At 70.2% G+C, this 17,725-nt stretch carries 19 protein-coding genes and 1 pseudogene; 9 read left to right on the top strand and 11 right to left on the bottom strand.

Annotated elements, in window-relative coordinates; all coding sequences use genetic code 11:
* Window positions 1–13 precede the first annotated feature (13 nt).
* On the top strand, window positions 14–352 hold the full coding sequence (locus ABD785_RS03235; RefSeq protein WP_344821920.1) for a hypothetical protein: 339 nt from the start codon (window positions 14–16) through the stop codon (window positions 350–352).
* A 61-nt stretch (window positions 353–413) separates the two neighbouring features.
* On the opposite strand, the gene ABD785_RS03230 is transcribed toward ABD785_RS03235, so the two are convergent.
* From ABD785_RS03230 to ABD785_RS03205, 6 genes and pseudogenes are all read right to left on the bottom strand, one after another.
* Window positions 414–1,178, bottom strand: coding sequence for a glucose 1-dehydrogenase (locus ABD785_RS03230; protein WP_425547722.1), 765 nt, complete (start codon window positions 1,176–1,178; stop codon window positions 414–416).
* Entirely contained in the window at window positions 1,175–3,268 is a 2,094-nt protein-coding gene (locus ABD785_RS03225; protein WP_344821918.1) for an acetate--CoA ligase family protein, read from the bottom strand. The genes ABD785_RS03230 and ABD785_RS03225 overlap by 4 nt, the downstream gene beginning before the upstream one ends.
* Before the next feature lie 44 nt (window positions 3,269–3,312).
* Entirely contained in the window at window positions 3,313–4,854 is a 1,542-nt protein-coding gene (locus ABD785_RS03220; protein ID WP_344821916.1) for a class I adenylate-forming enzyme family protein, read from the bottom strand.
* Window positions 4,855–4,864: 10 nt separating this feature from the next.
* Window positions 4,865–5,224, bottom strand: coding sequence for a VOC family protein (locus ABD785_RS03215; RefSeq protein WP_344821914.1), 360 nt, complete (start codon window positions 5,222–5,224; stop codon window positions 4,865–4,867).
* Window positions 5,221–5,439: a Zn-ribbon domain-containing OB-fold protein gene (locus tag ABD785_RS03210; RefSeq protein WP_344822872.1), complete on the bottom strand. Its 219-nt coding sequence runs from the start codon at window positions 5,437–5,439 to the stop codon at window positions 5,221–5,223. The genes ABD785_RS03215 and ABD785_RS03210 overlap by 4 nt, the downstream gene beginning before the upstream one ends.
* A 24-nt stretch (window positions 5,440–5,463) precedes the next feature.
* Window positions 5,464–5,610: pseudogene (locus ABD785_RS03205) on the bottom strand (zinc ribbon domain-containing protein); the annotation flags it as partial.
* 167 nt (window positions 5,611–5,777) lie between these two features.
* On the opposite strand from ABD785_RS03205, the gene ABD785_RS03200 reads away from it, so the two are divergent.
* Together ABD785_RS03200 and ABD785_RS03195 are read left to right on the top strand one after the other, a co-directional pair.
* Window positions 5,778–6,398 (top strand): cysteine hydrolase family protein, encoded by a 621-nt coding sequence (locus ABD785_RS03200; RefSeq protein WP_344821912.1) that lies wholly within the window; start codon window positions 5,778–5,780, stop codon window positions 6,396–6,398.
* A 2-nt stretch (window positions 6,399–6,400) separates the two neighbouring features.
* A complete protein-coding gene (locus ABD785_RS03195) occupies window positions 6,401–7,138 on the top strand; it encodes an SDR family NAD(P)-dependent oxidoreductase (RefSeq protein ID WP_344821910.1) in 738 nt (245 codons plus the stop codon).
* A gap of 53 nt (window positions 7,139–7,191) precedes the next feature.
* Here ABD785_RS03195 and ABD785_RS03190 read toward each other — a convergent pair whose 3' ends face one another.
* Window positions 7,192–8,343, bottom strand: a complete 1,152-nt coding sequence (locus ABD785_RS03190) for a serine hydrolase domain-containing protein (protein ID WP_344821908.1) — start codon at window positions 8,341–8,343, stop codon at window positions 7,192–7,194.
* A gap of 29 nt (window positions 8,344–8,372) precedes the next feature.
* Between ABD785_RS03190 and ABD785_RS03185 the strand changes: the two genes are divergently transcribed.
* The gene (locus ABD785_RS03185) at window positions 8,373–9,284 is read left to right on the top strand and encodes a cyclase family protein (RefSeq protein ID WP_344822870.1); all 912 of its coding nucleotides are present in this window, start codon (window positions 8,373–8,375) and stop codon (window positions 9,282–9,284) included.
* A gap of 9 nt (window positions 9,285–9,293) precedes the next feature.
* On the opposite strand, the gene ABD785_RS03180 is transcribed toward ABD785_RS03185, so the two are convergent.
* A complete protein-coding gene (locus tag ABD785_RS03180) occupies window positions 9,294–9,971 on the bottom strand; it encodes a hypothetical protein (RefSeq protein WP_344821906.1) in 678 nt (225 codons plus the stop codon).
* 506 nt (window positions 9,972–10,477) lie between these two features.
* Here ABD785_RS03180 and ABD785_RS03175 point away from each other — a divergent pair.
* The 3 genes from ABD785_RS03175 (at window position 10,478) to ABD785_RS03165 (ending at window position 12,272) form a co-directional block, all read left to right on the top strand.
* The gene (locus tag ABD785_RS03175; protein ID WP_344821904.1) at window positions 10,478–11,359 is read left to right on the top strand and encodes a helix-turn-helix domain-containing protein; all 882 of its coding nucleotides are present in this window, start codon (window positions 10,478–10,480) and stop codon (window positions 11,357–11,359) included.
* A 116-nt stretch (window positions 11,360–11,475) separates the two neighbouring features.
* Window positions 11,476–11,655 carry a DUF397 domain-containing protein gene (locus tag ABD785_RS03170; protein WP_344821902.1) on the top strand — a complete coding sequence of 60 codons (180 nt, stop codon included), beginning with the start codon at window positions 11,476–11,478 and terminating at the stop codon, window positions 11,653–11,655.
* 89 nt (window positions 11,656–11,744) lie between these two features.
* Window positions 11,745–12,272 (top strand): EF-hand domain-containing protein, encoded by a 528-nt coding sequence (locus ABD785_RS03165; protein ID WP_344821900.1) that lies wholly within the window; start codon window positions 11,745–11,747, stop codon window positions 12,270–12,272.
* Between the two features lie 71 nt (window positions 12,273–12,343).
* Here ABD785_RS03165 and ABD785_RS03160 read toward each other — a convergent pair whose 3' ends face one another.
* From ABD785_RS03160 to ABD785_RS03150, 3 genes are all read right to left on the bottom strand, one after another.
* The gene (locus tag ABD785_RS03160; RefSeq protein ID WP_344821898.1) at window positions 12,344–13,849 is read right to left on the bottom strand and encodes an AMP-binding protein; all 1,506 of its coding nucleotides are present in this window, start codon (window positions 13,847–13,849) and stop codon (window positions 12,344–12,346) included.
* Window positions 13,850–13,876: 27 nt separating this feature from the next.
* Window positions 13,877–14,935 carry an LLM class flavin-dependent oxidoreductase gene (locus ABD785_RS03155; RefSeq protein ID WP_344821896.1) on the bottom strand — a complete coding sequence of 353 codons (1,059 nt, stop codon included), beginning with the start codon at window positions 14,933–14,935 and terminating at the stop codon, window positions 13,877–13,879.
* Between the two features lie 111 nt (window positions 14,936–15,046).
* On the bottom strand, window positions 15,047–16,636 hold the full coding sequence (locus ABD785_RS03150) for a bifunctional lysylphosphatidylglycerol flippase/synthetase MprF (protein WP_344821894.1): 1,590 nt from the start codon (window positions 16,634–16,636) through the stop codon (window positions 15,047–15,049).
* Window positions 16,637–16,700: 64 nt separating this feature from the next.
* Between ABD785_RS03150 and ABD785_RS03145 the strand changes: the two genes are divergently transcribed.
* Together ABD785_RS03145 and ABD785_RS03140 are read left to right on the top strand one after the other, a co-directional pair.
* The gene (locus ABD785_RS03145) at window positions 16,701–16,991 is read left to right on the top strand and encodes a Dabb family protein (protein ID WP_344821892.1); all 291 of its coding nucleotides are present in this window, start codon (window positions 16,701–16,703) and stop codon (window positions 16,989–16,991) included.
* Between the two features lie 33 nt (window positions 16,992–17,024).
* On the top strand, window positions 17,025–17,690 hold the full coding sequence (locus ABD785_RS03140; RefSeq protein WP_344821890.1) for a TetR/AcrR family transcriptional regulator: 666 nt from the start codon (window positions 17,025–17,027) through the stop codon (window positions 17,688–17,690).
* Window positions 17,691–17,725: the final 35 nt, after the last annotated feature.

The following is a 17,725-nucleotide window of genomic DNA, read 5'->3' as shown; positions in this document are numbered from 1 at the left end:
GTAGGGTTGGCGCATGTCTTGGATGCCGCCGGCCGTCGCCGAACTGTCCGCAGAGGTCCACGAGAACACCGGCATCACGCCGGGAGTGGAGCGCGTCGGCTCAGAGCTGTGGCGCATGACCATCGAGAACGAGCGCGTGAAGAACGTCATCGACTTCAAGCGCACGTCGGGCGCCCGCTGGGTGTGGAAGAAGTCGATCCTCACCGTCGACGGCGAGCCGTTCCCGCCGCGCGACACGCACGCCGAGTTCTACGACCTCTTCCTCAACACCGACGCCGTGCTCGAGCGCCTCGGCGCCGAGGAGGAGCCCGAGCACGCCGGTCACGGCCACGGGCACGGCCACGGTCACTGACCGCGGATGAGCGAAGGACCGCGGGCCGCTTCGGGCGGCCCGCGGTCCTTCGCGCTGAGTCTCAGTAACCGGGGCCGGTGATCATGCCGCCGTCGACGAGGACCTCCGAGCCGGTGCAGTAGGAGGAGTCGTCGGAGGCCAGGAACGTCACCAGGCCCGAGACCTCCTTGGACTTGCCGAGGCGGCCCAGGGGCAGGGCGGCCATGAACGCGTCGGCCTTCGGCGCGGCGTTGGCCACGATGTCGGGGTCGAGCGACATGGCGGTGAAGATCCCGCCCGGGTGGATGCTGTTGACGCGGATGTTGTCCTTGCCGAGCTCGCGCGCCGCGGTCTTGGTGAGGCCGCGGACGCCGAACTTGCTGGCGCTGTAGGCCGAGAACCCGGCCGCCGAGACGAAGCCCTCGGTGGAGCTGACGTTGATGATGCTGCCGCCGCCCGCGGCGCGCATCGGCGCCGTCACCGCCTTGATGCCCAGCCACTGGCCGATCAGGTTGACGTTGATCACCAGCTGCATCTCGGCGAGGGTCATCTCCTCGATGGTCTTCACCTTGATGATCCCGGCGTTGTTGACCAGCACGTCGAGCTTGCCGAACGTGCTGACGGCCAGGTCCACGGCGGCGGCCCAGTCGGCCTCGCTGGTGACGTCCATCCGGAGGAACACGGCGTCCCCGCCGAGTTCGGCGGCGAGCTTGGCGCCCTCCTCCTCGAGCAGGTCGCCGAAGACGACCTTCGCGCCCTCGGCGACGAAGCGCTTCACATGGGACTTGCCCATGCCGCGAGCGCCGCCGGTGACCAGTGCGACCTTGCCGTCAAGCTGACCCATCATCGACTCCAAATACTCGTCTTGCCCGCCGAGATGGCCACGGCTGCGGCTTCCATGTTCCGGTAGACCGGGACGCCGGCGGCACGTGCCGTGGCGCGGACCTGCTCCTCGACGCCCGCGGGGGCGCATTCGCCGTTGCGGGTCACGAGGGTGATTCGGGTGGACGGCACCGCGGCCTGCAGCGCGCCGACGGCCGCGACATAGGCCAGCAGCGGCTCGACGCTGTCACCGTAGGTGAAGAAGCTCTGCACGTTCACGTGCGTCACCACGTCGGCGTAGGGGCGGTGCTCCAGGATCTCCTGGACGGCCGTGGACACCAGCGTCGGGTTGCCGCGCGGCCCGACCGGGATCTCCAGCGGGTTGGCGATGGAGGTGCCCGCGCCGAGGCCGAGCGCCTTCAGCGGCGCGGTGGCGGTCTCCGGCAGCGCGCCGAGCAGCAGCCCGGCGGCGTCGAACACGTCGGCGGCGAGGACGCTGGCCCCGCCGGACGGCCCGATGACCAGGACGTCCCGGTCGTCGGGGACGGTCCGCCCGCCGTGCAGGTCGAAGAAGTCCAGGACGCCGATCAGATCGTCCTGGCTGGTCACGATCGAAAGCCCGGTCTGGCGGGCGAGCGCCTGCCACACCCGGCCGTCGGAGATCATCCCGCCGGTGTGCGAGGCCGCGGCGGCCCTGCCCTGGTCGCTGCGGCCGCCGATGAGGGCGACGACCGGCTTCCCGGACGCCCCGAGCGCCTCGTACAGCGCCCGTCCGTCGCGCGGATCCTCCAGGTAGAGGCCGATCGCGGAGGTCTCGTCGTCGCCGGCGAAGAAGGTGAGGAGCTCGGCCGGGCTGACGTCCAGGCTGTTGCCGACCGTCGCGACCCTCGCGTACCGCAGGCCGCGGGCCTCGCCGACCTTGATGACCTCGCCCGCGAGCCCGCCGGACTGGGAGACCACGCTGATCCGCCCGGAGGAGCCCGCCTTGCCGCCGATGAAGGTCTGGCCGCCGGCGGGGGAGTAGACGCCCATGCAGTTGGGGCCGAGGAGCCGGGTGCCCTCGGGGATCGCGGCCTTCAGCGCCGCCTCGGCGGCATCGTCACCGGTCTCGCGGAAGCCGCCGCTCATGACCTGCACGAACGGGATGCCCGCCGCCTGGGACAGGACCTCGGCGCACTGCCCGGCGGGGACGGCGACCAGCGCGTAGTCGACGTCGGCCTCGGCGAGCGACGGCACGCACGGCACCCCGTCGATCTCGGCCGCCGTCGGATGCACCGCGTACAGCTCGCCCTTGAAAACCTGCTGGTAGAAGCCCAGGAACATGTTCCCGAAGTTGGGCCGCTTGGTGGAGGCGCCGACGACCGCGATGGCCCTCGGAGCGAACAGTGCGTCGAATGTCACCTTCGGGTTAGCCGCCTCGTGCGTCTCCTCTTGCAGCGGGGGGACGATGCCGGCGCGGCTCGTCCCCTCGCTCCGTCCGGCGGGGGCCGGCTCGATGAGACGGGCGTCGACGGCCACGGCCCCGGTGGGCGAGCAGATGACGGGGTTGAGCTCGAACTCCGCGAACTCCCGGGTGGCCAGGGCCTCCCCGACCGACAGCATGGTCTTCACCAGGGCGGCCCGGTCGATGCCGGGCTTTCCGCGGAAGCCGTCCAGGAGGGCCTGACCGCGCAGTTCGGCGAGCATGTCGTAGGCGTCGTGCTCGGTGATCGGCAGCAGCCGCAGCGCCGTGTCGTGCAGGACCTCGGTCCACACGCCGCCGAGGCCGACCAGCAGGACCGGGCCGAACGCGGGGTCGCGGACCGCACCGATGATCACCTCGACGCCCGGCGCGGACTGCTCCTCGACCAGGATCCCCTCGGCGTCGGTGAGCCTGCCCAGCATCTCCGCGGCGGCCTCCGCCGCTCCGGCCGCCGAGCCCAGCCCGAGCCGCACGGCCCCGGCGTCGCTCTTGTGGAGCAACCCGGGCCCGTACGCCTTGACGACCAGCGGCGGGGTGAGCCGCCCGGCCGCGGCTTCCACGTCGCCGCCGGCCGGAACGGTGACCCCGTTCGGCACGGCGACGCCGAACTCGGAGATCCATGCCTTGACGGCATGCTCAGGAACGAAGCTCATGTGCTCTTCTCAGCTAGGCCGTCTCTGACGGGGCGCGTGTCCGGCTAGTCCAGGGCGGAGGCGTGGGCGTCGCGGATGCCGCGGCGCAGGAGCTTGCCGGGGCCGCCGGAGCCGTCGGTGGTGTGCGGGAGGGACTCCGCGACGACGACCGCGTCGGGCACCTGGTGGGCGGGGAGCGTCTCGGCGAGGGCCGCCCGGACGCTCTCGGCGTCGAGCGTGGCACCGGCCCGTGCGACGACGGCCAGCAGGATCTTCTGCTCGGAGGCCTCCGCGCCCTCGACGTGCGCGGGAACACCGACCGCCCCGGCCTCGGCGACGCCGTCGACCTCGACGGCCTTCTCCTCGACCTGCGCTGGCTGCGACCACTGGCCGCCCTTGAGGATGGCGTCGTCGCGCCGGCCCAGGACCGACAGCACGCCGTCCCCGGACAGGACGCCGAGGTCGCCGCCGATGAACCAGCCGTCCTTGAGGGACTCGGCGGTCTTGGCGGGCAGCCCGTCGTAACCGGAGGTGACGTTCGGCCCGGACAGGTTGATCTCGCCGACCTCGCCGACCAGCCGGTCGCCGTCGGGGCCGGTGACCTTGACGGCGCAGCCCAGGCGGGCCCGCCCGGACGCGGTGATCGGCTGGGAGCCGTCGTCCTGCCGCCCGAAGACGGTGTAAGGCGCCTCTGTCTGGCCGTAGTAGGAGTAGATGGCGGCCTCGGGGAAACGGGCCTTGATCTTGTCGCGGACGGCCGGGAGCAGCGGCTCGCCGCCCAGGATGATCGCCCGCAGCGACGACAGGTCGGCCTTCTCGTGGTCGTCGTTGCCGAGGAGGGCGGAGAAGAACGACGGGATCAGCGAGACATGGGTGACCTTCTCGCGCGGCACCACGTTGAGGAAGTTCGCCGGGCCCCAGTCCTGCTCCAGCACGAGCTTCTGGCCCGCGTAGAAGGTCGGGCCGACGAGGGCGGGGAAGCCGATGCCCCAGATGATCGCGCCCGTCCCGGTGACGGAGTTCTCGGTGGTCTCCACGTTCGTCCAGATCTGGGCGACCGACAGCGCGGAGAAGTGGGAGTGCCGGACGGGCTTGGGAAGCCCGGTCGTGCCCGAGGTGTAGAAGAGGGCGAGCAGGTCGTTGCCGTGGCCGCCGTAGGGGGGCTCCTCCTCGGAGGCGCCGTCGGTGGCGAGGTCGGCGACGTCGATCCAGACCTTCACGCCGGGCAGGTTCGGCTTCACCGCGTCGATGAGGCCCTGCACGGAGGAGTCGTAGATGAACACGGTCGCCTCGGAGCCGTCCACGACGGCCTGGAGGGTGTCGGCCGGCCAGTACGGGTTGAGCGCCGAGACGATCGAGCCGATCTTCATCTGCGCCAGGTAGACGCGCGCCACCGCGAGCGTCTCGTTGACGAGCGACGCGACCCGGGTGCCGGGTGCGACGCCCGCCGCGAGCAGCGCGTGGGCGACCCTGTTGACCTCGCGGTTCAGCTCGTCGTAGGTGAAGGACTGGGTGCCGCAGTAGGTCAGCGCCACCTTGTCCGGTGTGCGCAGGGCGTTCGCCGTGAGGATCGCGTAGGCGTAGTTGGAGAACGGGGAGTTCGTCATTGAAGGTCTCCTACCTCTGGACGGGGGCGTACACGACGAACGGGTTTCCGGCCGGATCCCGGAGGACGGCGCGGATCTCGTGCGGGCCCTCTTCGGCCGCGCGGAGGACCTCCGCGCCCGCGGCGACGAGCCGGTCGACCGCGGCGGCGACGTCCTCGACCTTGAAGGAGGCGGCGGGCGCTCCCACCAGGTCCTCCTCCTCGCCGGCGATCGCGAAGGTGACGCCGCCGCCGTCCAGGGCGGCGAAGCGGGTGCCGTCGGCGAACTTCACCTTCAGGCCGAGGCCCTCGGTGTAGAACGCGACGGCCTTCGCGACGTCCTCGGCGGGGTACATGACGTTGCCGACCTTCGGGCTGAAGGACTCGGTCATAGGGCTCTCCATTGGGGGACCGGCCCGAAGCCGGGAAGCTCGTCGAAGCACACCTGGACCTCCATGCCGATCCGGGGCTCCTCCGCCAGGAGGTTCCCGAACGCCCGCACTCCCTCGTCGAGATCGATCCAGGCGACCGTGTAGGGGGGAGTGAACCCGGGCAGGAAGGCGCGGTGCACCGTGCTGAAGGTGTGGACCCGGCCGCGGCCGGACACCGTCTCGAAGGGGAGATTCGCGCCCCCGCAGAAAGGGCAGGAACTCTCCGGAAAGTGAACGAAACGCCCGCACGACGAGCAGCGCTGCAATGCGAGCTCGCCCCGCCGACAGGCCTCCCAGTAGGGCTCTGTGAGCGGGCTCGGCGCGGGGACGGGGCGTGTCGGGTCCATCGCTGGCCAAACTAGCGCACGCTTGGTTTGTGGACAAGGGGAGGGGCTCCCCGCCCCAGGTCGGCGCCCGGATGCGGACTTCGGCGGCCCGCCCGGCCGCCCGGCCGGTGCGCCGTCCGGGCCGAGCCGTCTACCCAAGCAAGCGCTAGGCTAGATATGGTGGCCGGGTGGCGATCGACCTTGCAGAGCTGGCGCACCCCCGGCACACGGCCGTCCTCGTGATGGAGATGCAGCGTGGCGTGGTGGGCGACCTGGCCAAATTCCCCGAGCTCTCCCGGATCTGCGCCGAGCGGGGCGTCGTGCCCAACACGGCGCGGACCCTGGACGCGGCCCGTTCCGCGGGGGTCCGCGTGCTCCAGTGCACCGCGGCCTTCCGCGCCGACCGGGCGGGCAGCCACACCGGCAACGCGCCCTTCATCAAGGGCCTGCTCCGCGACCCCGCCCACATGCTGGAGGGCACCGGGGCGATCGAGGTGCTGCCCGAGCTGTCCGATCCCGGCGACCTGGAGTCGCGGCGCTTCCACGGTTTCTCCCCGTTCACCGGGACGGCCGTCGACCAGACCCTGCGCTCCCTCGACGTGCGGACCGTCGTCGCGGTCGGGGTCTCGCTCAACCTCGGCATCCCCGGCCTGTGCCTGGAGGCCGTCAATCTCGGCTACCGGGTCGTGGTCGTCACCGACGCCGTGGCCGGCATCCCCGCCGAGTACGGCGACGCCGTCATGAAGAACACCATCAGCCTGCTCGCCGCCCGGGTCACGGCCGACGAGCTCGTCAAAGCCTGGAGCTGAACATGGACGGTCTCTCGCTGGAAGGGCGGACCGCCCTGGTGACGGGCGGCGCGGGCGGCATCGGCAGGGCGATCTGCGAGGACCTCGCCTCGCTCGGCGCGCATGTGATCGTCGCCGATCTCGACCTCGACGGTGCCACCGCCTTCGCCAAGGAGCTGCCCTCGGCCGTCGCGATCGGGGTCGACCTCGGCTCGGAGGAGTCGGTCGGCGCCCTCGCCGAGGCGGCGGGCGACATCGACATCCTCGTGCACAACGCCGGGGTCTCGATCGTCGAGACGTTCGTCGACAGCGACCCCGCCGACTGGGACCTCATGTGGCGGATCAACCTGCGGGCGCCGATGCAGCTCACCAAGGCCCTGCTGCCGGCGATGAGCGAGCGCGGCCACGGCCGCCTGGTGTTCATCTCCTCCGACGGCGCCCGGGCCGGCTCCGGCGGCGAGGGGGCCTACGGGGCCACCAAGTCGGGCCTGTTCGGCCTGGCCAAGTCGCTGGCCAGGGAGGCGGCCAGGAGCGGGGTGACGTCCAACGTGGTCTGCCCGGGCCCGACCGACACCCCGATGGTCCGCCAGGTCGCCGAGAAGCACCCCGGCCTGCTGGAGAAGCTCGCGAAGGGCATCCCGCTGCGCCGCATCGGGCGGCCCGCCGACATCGCCGCGCTCGTCGCCTTCCTGTGCACCGACCGCGCCGAGTACATCACCGGCCAGACCCTCTCGGTCTCCGGCGGCATCACCATGCAGTGACCGGCACCGCAGCGAGGGTCACCGGAGCGAGGGCAACCGGAGCCGTGGGAACGTCAGCCGATCGCCGCGTACGCCGCCTCGACCACCCGGAGTGCGCGCTGGTCGCCGGTGATGGGGTCGCCCATGCGGTTGGGCAGGTAGGCGACGGCCAGGCCGTGCTCGATGTCGCCGACGCCGATCGCGCCGCTGGCCCCGGTGTGCCCGAACGCCGTCTCCCGGGCCCGCCGCGGCAGGAAGAACATCGACGACGGCCGCATGTAGCCGAGGCCGAAGGAGCTCTTGACCAGCATGACCCGGTCGGGGCCCTCGACCCTGCGGCGGATCGCTCCTCGCAGGGTGTCCTCCTTCAGGATCCTTCCGCCGATGAGGGCGTCGTAGAAGGCGGCGAGGGCGCGCGCCGTCGTGACCATCCCGGCGGCGGGCCAGCCGCCGCGCAGCACGACCGGCTTGTTGTAGGAGGTTGCCGGGTTGTTGAGCGCCCGGTTGAACAGCGACTCCGGATCGAGGTAGGCCTCGCCGAGCCGCCTGAGCAGGTCGGCGGCGGCCTCGGTCGACCGGCTTCCGCCGCCGGGCACGCCCTGCCGGGTCGTGAGGCGGGCCGCGGACTCGATCTCGGCGTCGGTCGCGCCGATCCACAGATCGGGGGAGATCTCCGCGCGGACGAACGCGCCGACGGACCGTCCCGCGTGCCTGCGGACGATCTCCCCGGCCGTCCAGCCGAAGGTCAGGGCGTGGTAGCCGTGCGCGGTGCCGGGCTCCCACTCCGGGGACTGGTCCGCCAGCAGTTCCGCCATCGCCCCGGCGTCGGCGGCCTCCGCCGCTTCGACCCTGCGGGCGAACGCGGCGAGGCCGCTCTGGTGCGACAGCAGGTGCTCGCCGGTCGTGTGCCGCTTGCCGTGCCTGCCGTACCCCTCCCACCAGGTGTCCACCGGGGCGGCCAGATCGACGGTCCCGCGCTCGGCCAGCAGCAGGGCGGCCGTCGCGGTCACGGCCTTGGTGCAGGAGAAGGCGAGGCAGGGGGTCTCGCGCTCCCAGGCCCGTCCCGTCCGCACGTCGGCGGTGCCGCCCCACAGATCGACGACGGCCCGGCCCTCATGGAACACCGCGACGGCCGCACCCGTCTCCCGGTCCTCCGCGAAGGCCTTCTCGAAGACGTCCCGGACGCCCTGGAACGCGGGATCGCACTGCCCGTCCACCACCGTCATCGGCTTTCCTCCTGAAAGGGTTCACTTACATCATGGACGAGACCAACAACTGGGGTCGATGGGGGGCCGCCGACGAGCGCGGCGCCCTGAACCTGCTGACCCCCGAGGTGGTGATCGCCGCTGCGGGCTCCGTGCGCGAGGGACGCGTCCTGTCCCTCTCGCTCCCGATCAAGGGTTCCACGTCGAGCCCCGCGCCCACCACCGTCCCCCATCTCAAAGGCCGCCCCCTCCCTCAGCACTTCATGTCGGTGGACGGCGGCGACTACGCGGCGGGCACCCGGGCGATCGGCGCGGGCCTGAAGATGGCCGACGACGCCCTGATCGTCACCCCGCACGGCACGACCACCCACATGGACGCCCTCTGCCACATGTGGTCGGGCGACAGCCTCTACAACGGCCACCCCGCCGACCGGGTCCGCTCCTACGGCGCCACCCGCTGCGGCATCGACAAGGCGGGCCCGGTGGTCGCCAGGGGCGTCTTCTTCGACATCCCGAAGTTCCGCGGCGTCCCCCACCTGGCGGCCGGCGACCGCATCACGGCGGAGGACCTGGAGGACTGCGCCCTGGAGGTCCGCCCCGGCGACGTCGCGGTGGTCCGCACCGGCTGGCCGCTCGCCTGGTACGACTCCCCGGAGAAGTACTGGTCCGGGCAGCCGGGCCTGTCCGCGGACGCGGGCCGCTGGCTCGCCGAGCGCGACGTCTGCATGGTCGCCTCGGACAACGCCGCCATCAGCGGCCTCAACGCCCACCAGGGCGCCGACGAGTCCCTGGAGGACGACCTCCACATGCTCTTCCTGTGGCGCCACGGCGTCTACCTCGCCGAGATGCTCTGGCTGGAGGACCTCTCCGCATCCACCCGCACCGACTTCCTCTTCCTGGCCTCCCCCCTGGCCATCGACGGCGGCACCGGCAGCCCCATCAACCCCGTCGCCGTCCTCTGAGCGTCGTGGTCAGGCCGACCGATCCTGCTGCTGCGAGAGGTCGACCGGCGAGAACAGGGCGAGGGCCGGCTTCAACCGGCCTCTTCTCGCTCCGTTCTCTCCCGGCAGATGGGTCCAGGCCCGGTGCCGCCGGCCGGTGACCAGCACGTGGAAGTCCTGAATGAACCCACCCGGCTGGAGCCCCTCGTAGCCGTGGTGGACGACGTCCCAGTAGATCTGCTCGGAGACGACGAGCGCGAGAGCCGAGGCCGACCGGCTCAGGCTCCGCTTGAGCCGCGGGGAGTCCAGCATCCGGCAGGCGACGTCCAAGGACTCCCCGAAACAGCCCTTCTCGTCCTGGTGCACCTCGCCGGCGTGCACCACGACGCGCAGCCTGATGCTGCGGCGCGCCCGCTCCTCGGGGGACAGGCCCAGGTCATAGAGGTTCAGCTGCCGCACCAGCTCAGGGATGAACCTGGTGAGGAGAAGAGCCTTGGGGACATTCGGATGGATGAGCCCGAGAAGCCCGTCACCCCGGTCCTCGAAGGGCCAGCGGTCGCCATCGCCGATACCGGTGACGGCCAGAGCCTGCTCGGTCATCCGGTAGAGCTCCTGGCGGATCTCCTGCTTGACGGGGTTCGTCCGCAAGGGTCCGGTGGACTTCTCCACGTCGATGCCGATGATGCTGCGATGCACGGGGAGGTTCACCTGAGCCTCCTGAAACCCGATCACGATGCCTCCTGCGGGCTCGTTCGGAAGACCGGTCGGCATGAGAGCACGGAGGTCTCACCTTGAACCGCTGGACAGGCGTCACTTCGAAGCGGCAAAGTCGAGATGCACATACATGCCTCCTTGGGAGGTACTGGGGCCGTCCACCGGTTCCTCGCGAGTTCGAAGCTGTCCAGGCGGGACTCGTGAGAAAACGGGGGGCGGCCTTCGTGTTGCCGGCAGAGGCATTGCGTTCTGTGCTCGGCGTTATGTGGGTCTGCGATATGTCGGGTGCCATCTGTATGGCACTATCTGCAAGGTAGCAGATCGCCGTGATAGATTCGCGACTTGCGCTTTGCTGAATCTGGTCTGCGGAGTAGCGGCTTGCTGGGTACGCTTCCAGCGAGTGAGTCGTATGACGCGCTGGCGTTCGCTCGAGTGGCGGTTGAGGGCAAAGTGTCCGTTGCGTGGTCGGTGGTCTTTGGGGCCGGAGAGCTGGGATGGCAATGACGACGAATCTGGGGCCCATCGTGCAGCGGGCCATGCTTTCCGGAGAACTCCTCCGATTGCGTCGTCTAGCTGGTAAAACGCAAGAGGAGGTCGCCCGCCAGTTCGACTGGTCGACCTCGAAGATCCTTCGTATCGAAGGGGGTGCGGTCAGTGTGTCGACCCCCGATCTCCAGGCGCTGCTCCGCCTCTACGATGTGACGGACGCCACAGAATTGGAACGCCTCACTGGTCTGGCCAAGGGCACCAGGGAACGCGGGTGGTGGCAGAACTACCCCCTCGACAGCCCCGACTTCCGCGAGCTCCTGGGGTATGAGGCGGGTGCCTCCTATATCCGGCAGTTCGAGCCATCGATCATTCCCGGCCTCCTGCAGACCCCGGACTACGCGAGGATCATCGTCAGGGAGTTCGTCGGCGACCTCGGTGATGACCAGGTCGACGCCCTCGTCGATCTCCGGATCCGCCGTCAGGACTACCTGGCCGACCGCGACCCGCGGCCGTATCGCTTCTTCATCCTCGACGAGGCGGCGATCCGGCGGCAGGTGGGGGCCACGCTCCCGCATGGCCGGAGCATCATGCCCAGGCAGTTGCGGCAGATCGCCGAGCAGTCCGAGGACGAGAGCATGACCGTCGAGGTCATTCCGTTCGCCAAGGGCGCGCACTACGGCATGCGAGGCCCCATCGTGCTGATGGAGTTCGACGCCGATCTCGGTGAGGTTCTGTACCTGGAGAACCATCGTGGCCGTAGCCGCATCCTCACCGGCCGGGAGGAGGAGATCATCGAATATCGCGAGAGGTTCGAAGATCTTCGTACCTGGACCGCCAGTCCCGCCGATTCCCGTGATCTGATCTTGAAGGCCGCGGACGAGATGGAGAAGTGACCTTCCAGTAGGCAGATCCTTACATGGCCCTTACACTCATGACGGAAGGCCTGTATAGATCAATAGCGAGCTGCGGCAGGCCTCCAACGAGATTGCTCTGATCGAGGAGGCTCTGCGTGACGACGCCCTCGCGGCTCACTACCCCCTGGCGTAGGTCTTCTCACAGTGGCGCGCAAAACTGTGTGGAAATCGCCGCTGGTGCGGCCATCTACCTCCGTGACGGGAAGAACCCCGATGGAGCCGTTCTCCGCGTCGAACGGCACGTCTGGGTCTTGTTGCGTAGAGGGCTCTCCTAGCCGGGCGGCCGGGGGGACGGGGCCGGGGTCACGGAAACCGATCGCCGTGGTCACTTTTGGCGGGCGAGGCCGTTGGTCACGATGGGTGAATGGCCAGTGACTTTCAGCGGTTGAAGGTGGGGCGGGTTTTCGACGCCATGGATACGGATGGGGACGGGCGGCTGCGGGCGGCCGACTTCGAGGCGCTCGCCGAGCGGTGGTGCGCGCTGCGGAGGGCCGGGGACGGGGCGCGGCTGCGGGCGGTGATGCTCGGCTGGTGGACGGCGCTGGCCGACGACGCCGGATCGCCCGACGGGGTGACGATCGAGGACGTCCTGGCGACCGTCGATCTGCTGCCGGGCACTCCGGGGGCCGTCCTGGCGACGGCGGACGCCATGTTCGAGGCCCTCGACGAGGACTCCGACGGGCGGATCAGCGAGGGCGAGTACAACCGGCTGATCGAGGCGTGGAACGGGCGGCCCACGGACACCACCGAGGCGTTCGGCAGGCTCGACCTGAACGCCGACGGCCATCTGTCGCACGACGAGTTCGCCGTGTACTGGTACGAGTTCTGGGCGGGCGACAGCCCGTCGGCGCCGGGCAGCCATGTCTTCGGGCCGGTCACGGCCGGCCACTGAGGCCGGGGAATACGGGAGCCCCGCGGTGGGGGGCGGGCCGCGGGGCTCCCGGGCGGGGAGGGGAGGAAGCGTCAGGAGCCGGGGTAGGCGCCGCCGCCGAACTCGGCGTCGAGGGCGTCGTAGTCGGGGGTGTAGCCCTTCTTGGGGATCGCCGCCGTGAACGCGACGTGGCGGGGCTTCTTGTAGGAGGCGATCTCGCCGCGGACGTGCTCGATGATGGCGTCCTCGGAGACCTCGGCGTCGGGCTTGAGGACCACGACGGCCTTGACGGTCTGGCCGAAGCGGTCGTCGGGGACGCCGATGACCGCGGCGTCGGCGACCGACGGATGGGTCTTGAGCGCGCGCTCGACCTCGGCCGGGTAGATGTTCTCGTTCGCCGACTTGATCATGCGCAGCTTCGGGCCGATGAAGGTCAGGGTGCCGTCCGGCTCGCGGCGTCCCAGGTCACCGGTGTGGTGGTAGCCGCCGATCGCCTTCTGGGCGTTGAGCTCGGGGCGGTTGTGGTAGCCGCTGAACAGCGACCAGCCGCGCGCGCAGATCTCGCCGACCTCGCCGGGCGCGACCTCGACGCCGTTCGCGTCGAGGATCCGCACGGTGACCAGGGTGCTGGAGCGGCCCGCGTATCCCTGGCCGCCGATGCCGAGGCCCAGGAAGGTGAGCATGCCGCCGACCTCGGTCTGGCCGTAGCCGCCCATCTTCGACGCGCACCAGGGCGAGTCGTCGACGGTGATCATCGCGTCCCACTCGGGGGTGTGGGAGACGAAGCGCAGGGAGCTCAGGTCGTACTGGCCGCCCTCGTTCGCCGCGACGAGGCCGTCGATCATCGGGCCGAACAGGAACGCCTGCGTGCACTTCTCGGCCTCGATGAGCCGGCAGACCTCCTTCGGCTCGTAGGCGGGGGTGAAGACGTTCTTGCCGCCGAGCAGGAAGGTGGCCAGCACGAACATGTTCGTGCCGACGTGGAACATCGGGCCGCAGGCCAGGAAGGTGAAGCCGTTCTCCATCTGCCGCTGGTGCAGCAGGGCCTCGCTGTGCGCGATGAGTGCGCGGTGCGACAGGAGCGCGGCGCCCGGACGGCCGTCGAAGGCCGCGGTGTACAGCGCGAGGACGGGCAGGTCCTCGGTGACGGGCGCCGCGGGGGCCCCGTCGGCGCCGGCCGCCAGGAACTCCTCGTACTCGTCGCCGGACTTCAGCCAGGTGGCGGTGCCGGACCAGCCCTCGCGGGCCTCGGCGACGGCCTCGGACTCCTCCCAGACGACGGCCCTGGGGGTGAGGTCGTCCAGGACGTAGGCGAGCTCGTCGGCGCTCTGCCGCCAGTTCGCCGGGCACAGGATCGCGCCCAGCCGGCCGGACGCCAGCAGCAGTTCGAGGATCCGGAAGGAGTTCTGGCCGAGCCAGAGCACCCGGTCGCCCTTCTCCACGCCCGCCCCGGCCAGGGCGTTCGCGAGCCGGTCGACCCGCGCGTCGAGCTCCGGGTAGGTCAGGCGGACGTCCCCGTCGACGGCCGCGACGTCCAGCGGACGGCCACGGCGATGCTCGCCCAGCACGTCACCTAGCGTGAGCTGGTGTACCGACATCTTCAGCGCCTCCTTGCGCACAGCCGACTAGCGGAACGCGGGCATGACCTCTGCCGCGAAGAACTTCAGGGTCTTGCGCATCTCCTCGATGGGGAGCTGGCGGGTGGAGCCGAAGTCGCACAGCATCTCGGAGTAGCCCATCTCCTGGACCATCTTGATCTGGTTGATGACGCGTTCGGGGTCCCCGATGACCTCGAGCTGCTCCCAGCGGAAGTCGTTGCCGACGGAGCCGCCCTTGAGGTACTTGCCGTCGTAGTACTCGAAGCCCTTGGCGATGGCGCCGGTCTTGGAGTCGATGGGCGCGCTCTGGTCGTTGAAGATGCGCTTGCGGTCGAAGGACTCCTCGAACCGGGCCTGGTCGGCGCGGGCCTGCTCGATCGTGGGGGCGACGTAGACGGCGCGTGCGGCGATGAGCTCCACGGAGTCGGAGTCGACGCCGTGGGCGGCGGCGGTGGCGTGCCAGGTCTCGGCGGCCTTGGCGATCTTCCGGAAGGGGGTCCCGTGGTCGACCATGATCGGAAGTCCGCGGGCGGCGTAGATCTCGACGGTCTCGGGGGAGACGGCGGCGATGTGGATCGGCGGGTGCGGGGTCTGGAGGGGCTTGGGCGCCAGGGTGATGGGGTGGCCCGAGCCGTAGAACTTGCCCTGGAAATGGACGTCGTCGCCGGTCCAGAGCTCAATGATCATGTTCAGTGCTTCGTCGAACCGGTCGCGCGCCTCGCTCAGGGACATGCCGAAGGACTCGAACTCGATGGCCTGATAACCGCGGCCCACGCCCATCTGCACCCGTCCGTTGGACAGGATGTCGACCATCGCGGCCTCTTCGGCGACGCGGATCGGGTTGTGCAGGGGGAGGACCACGATGCCGGTGCCGAGCCTGAGCCGTTCCGTCCGGGCGGCCAGGTTCGCCAGCATCGTGAAGATGTTGTTGATCTGCCCGTAGTCGCGGAAGTGGTGCTCGGCCAGCCACACCCCGTCGAATCCCAGTTCCTCCAGGAGCTCTACGACCTCGATCTGGTAGTCGTACACGTCCTTCGCGCTCTGGCCAGGGAAACGGTGGAAGAGGTGAAATGTCGAGAACTTCATGGTGTCGCGTCGCTCCTATACCGTCGTATGTACCAAGCGCTCGCTTGGTAATGTAGCAGCTCCTTCCTGGGCGGGCGAGACATGCGTCCTGCTAGGGGCCCGAAACGGGCTCTAGGGGTGCTCGAGCCGGGTCTCGGGGGCCGTGACGGCTTCGGCGCGCGGGGGAGCGGTGCGGCCGAACTCGAGGGTGAGGAGCGCCGCGGCGACCCAGGCGAGGTCGGACCAGGAGCGGAAGACGACGCTGCGCGGCTGGTACGACGGGCGGAACTTGCGGTTGAACAGATAGAGGGACTCGACGGCGATGAGCGGGTCGAGCAGGTGCAGGACCCGGTAGCCGACCTGCTCGGCCGCGGTGCGGTCCTTGGTGTCGAGCAGCTCGCGGAAGGCCGCGAAGTTCAGCGAGACCTCGGGGACGCGGGCCTGGGCGACCAGGTCGGCGATGAGACGCTCGTGGACGCCGTTCGGGGCGTCGGGGTGGCGGCGCATCGCGTCCAGGGAGAGGCCCGAGCCGCAGGAGGCGTACCGCTGGAACGCCACCGCCCGGCCGCCGGCGTGGGCGACCGCGACGACGCAGCCCGGATGGCGCCCCGTCAGCAGCTCGTCGAGGTTCATCGAGAACCCGCGCTCGGCCGCTCCGCCCAGGGACAGCCGCGCGATCTCCCGCAGTTCGGCCCTCAGCGAGGGTGACAGTTCCCTCTCCGGCAGTACCTCCGTCGTCACCCCGGCGTTGACCGTCCGCTGGACGGCCTGCCGCACGTTCCGCATCGACCGGCCCGACAGCGTGAACTCCGGCGGCCGCAGCACGACCTCGTCGCCGATCCCGATCTGCTTCATCCCGGGCCAGTCGCAGGCCGCCGCCAGCACCGCGGGACGCCACCCGTTGCGCAGGCACATCGCCAGGAACGCCCCCATCGCCGACGCGTGGGACCGGGGGTCGCCGACCGGGTCGCCGCCCGCGACCGCGACCCCGAACAGCACCCGGTACCCGATGGCCGCCCGCCCTCCCGGAGCGAACACGTAGGTCTTGTCCTGCCGCAGAGCGAACGGCGCGAGCGTTCCCGAGCCCGGCTCGGCGACCAGCTCGGCCACCCGCGAACGCTCGGACTCGTCGCCGGGGACCGGCGCGGGAGAGGGGGCGAGCAGGAGCTGGACGGCCGCGATGAGCCCGATCCAGCCGAGCAGCCCGAGCGCGATCGGCAGCCAGGAGGCGCCCTCGACGTCCAGGCTGCCACCGAGCCCGGCCACCGCGTCGTGCGGCAGGGAGGTGACCGAAACCCGGGCGAACAGCAGGCACGCGGCGGCCGCGACGAGCACGACGGTGGCGACCGTCCGCAGGGCCGCCCGCACCCGGGAGGGATGCGGCCTGACCGGAAGCGACTCCAGGGTCCGCAGCAGCGCGAGGGCCGCGACGAGCAGCAGCGGCAGCCGCCACAGCGGGTCCTCGCCCGCGACCGCCGCCAGCACCCCGAGCCCGACCACCAGCAGCAATCCGTACGCGGCGGCCCGGCGGCCCAGCATCAGCCCGCGCGCCGCGATCAGGACGGCGAGCCCCAGCAGCAGCGCGTGCTCGGGCGCGAGCGGCCGCCCCGTGGCGACGAACGACAGCCGGTGCAGCCAGCCGGGAGCGTCGACGACGGGGACCGCGATGAGGATCGCCACACCGGCGACGGGCGCTGCGAGGGAGTTGCGGGGCCTGTCCATTATCTGATTTTGACCCCTCCGGTCCCGGATCTGCCAGGGCCGCTTCCGGACTTAAGCTGGAGGAATGATCAGACACGTCGTTATGTTCACCTACCGAGCCGACGCGACCGCCGCGCAGATCGAGGCGATCCCGCGGGGACTCTCCCGGCTGCCGGGGCTGATTCCGCAGATCAGGCGGTACGAGTACGGCGCGGGGATCAATCCGGGGAACAAGGACTTCGTGGTCGTCGCGGACTTCGACTCCAACGCCGATTTCGTGACCTACCGGGACCACCCGGACCACCAGGCGTTCATCGCCGAATGCATCACCCCGGCGGTCGCCGAAAGGGTGGCCGTACAGTACCTGATTTCGTGACCTGCTGTAACAAGCGCTTGCTATAGTGAAACGGTGACTACCTCGACGAACAGCGGCCGGGCGAAGCCTCCCGCGAAGGAGGGCACGACCGGTCGTCGGCGTGCCAAGGGAACCCCCGCGCTCGCCTCCGAACGCCGCGACCACCTGGTCAAGCTGGCGGCGGAACTGTTCGCGAGGAAGGGCTTCCAGGCCACCACCGTCCGTGAGATCGCGGACGAGGCGGGCATCCTGTCGGGCAGCCTCTACCACCACTTCGACTCCAAGGAGTCGATCGTGGACGAGATCCTGTCCAACTTCTTCACCGAGCTGATGGCGCAGAACCGGGCGGTGATCGACGAGGGCGGCACCCCGTACGAGATCATCGCCTCGCTGGTGCGGATCGCCTTCAACACGCTCGAACCGCACCGCGCCGCCATCACGGTGATGCAGAACGACTGGAACTACCTCAAGGGCCTGGAGCGCTTCGAGTACCTCACCAAGGCCGAGGACGAGGTCGAGAAGATGTGGATCACCGCGATCAAGGAAGGCCAGGTGACGGGCACGTTCCGCGAGGACATCGACCCGAAGCTGACCTACCGCATGATCCGCGACACCATCTGGGTGGCGGTCCGCTGGTTCCGCCCGGGCGGCCGGCTCAACGCCAAGGGCCTGTCCGACCACTACCTCAAGGTCATGTTCGACGGCATCGTCGTCCACTAGAGCACACGTTGCGAAGGCCCCCGGCGCATGCGCCG

This window comes from Actinocorallia longicatena (assembly GCF_039534125.1).
GTDB lineage: Bacteria > Actinomycetota > Actinomycetes > Streptosporangiales > Streptosporangiaceae > Actinocorallia > Actinocorallia longicatena.
Note: the sequence above shows the minus strand (reverse complement) of the source record. Positions and strands in the feature narration are given on the sequence as shown.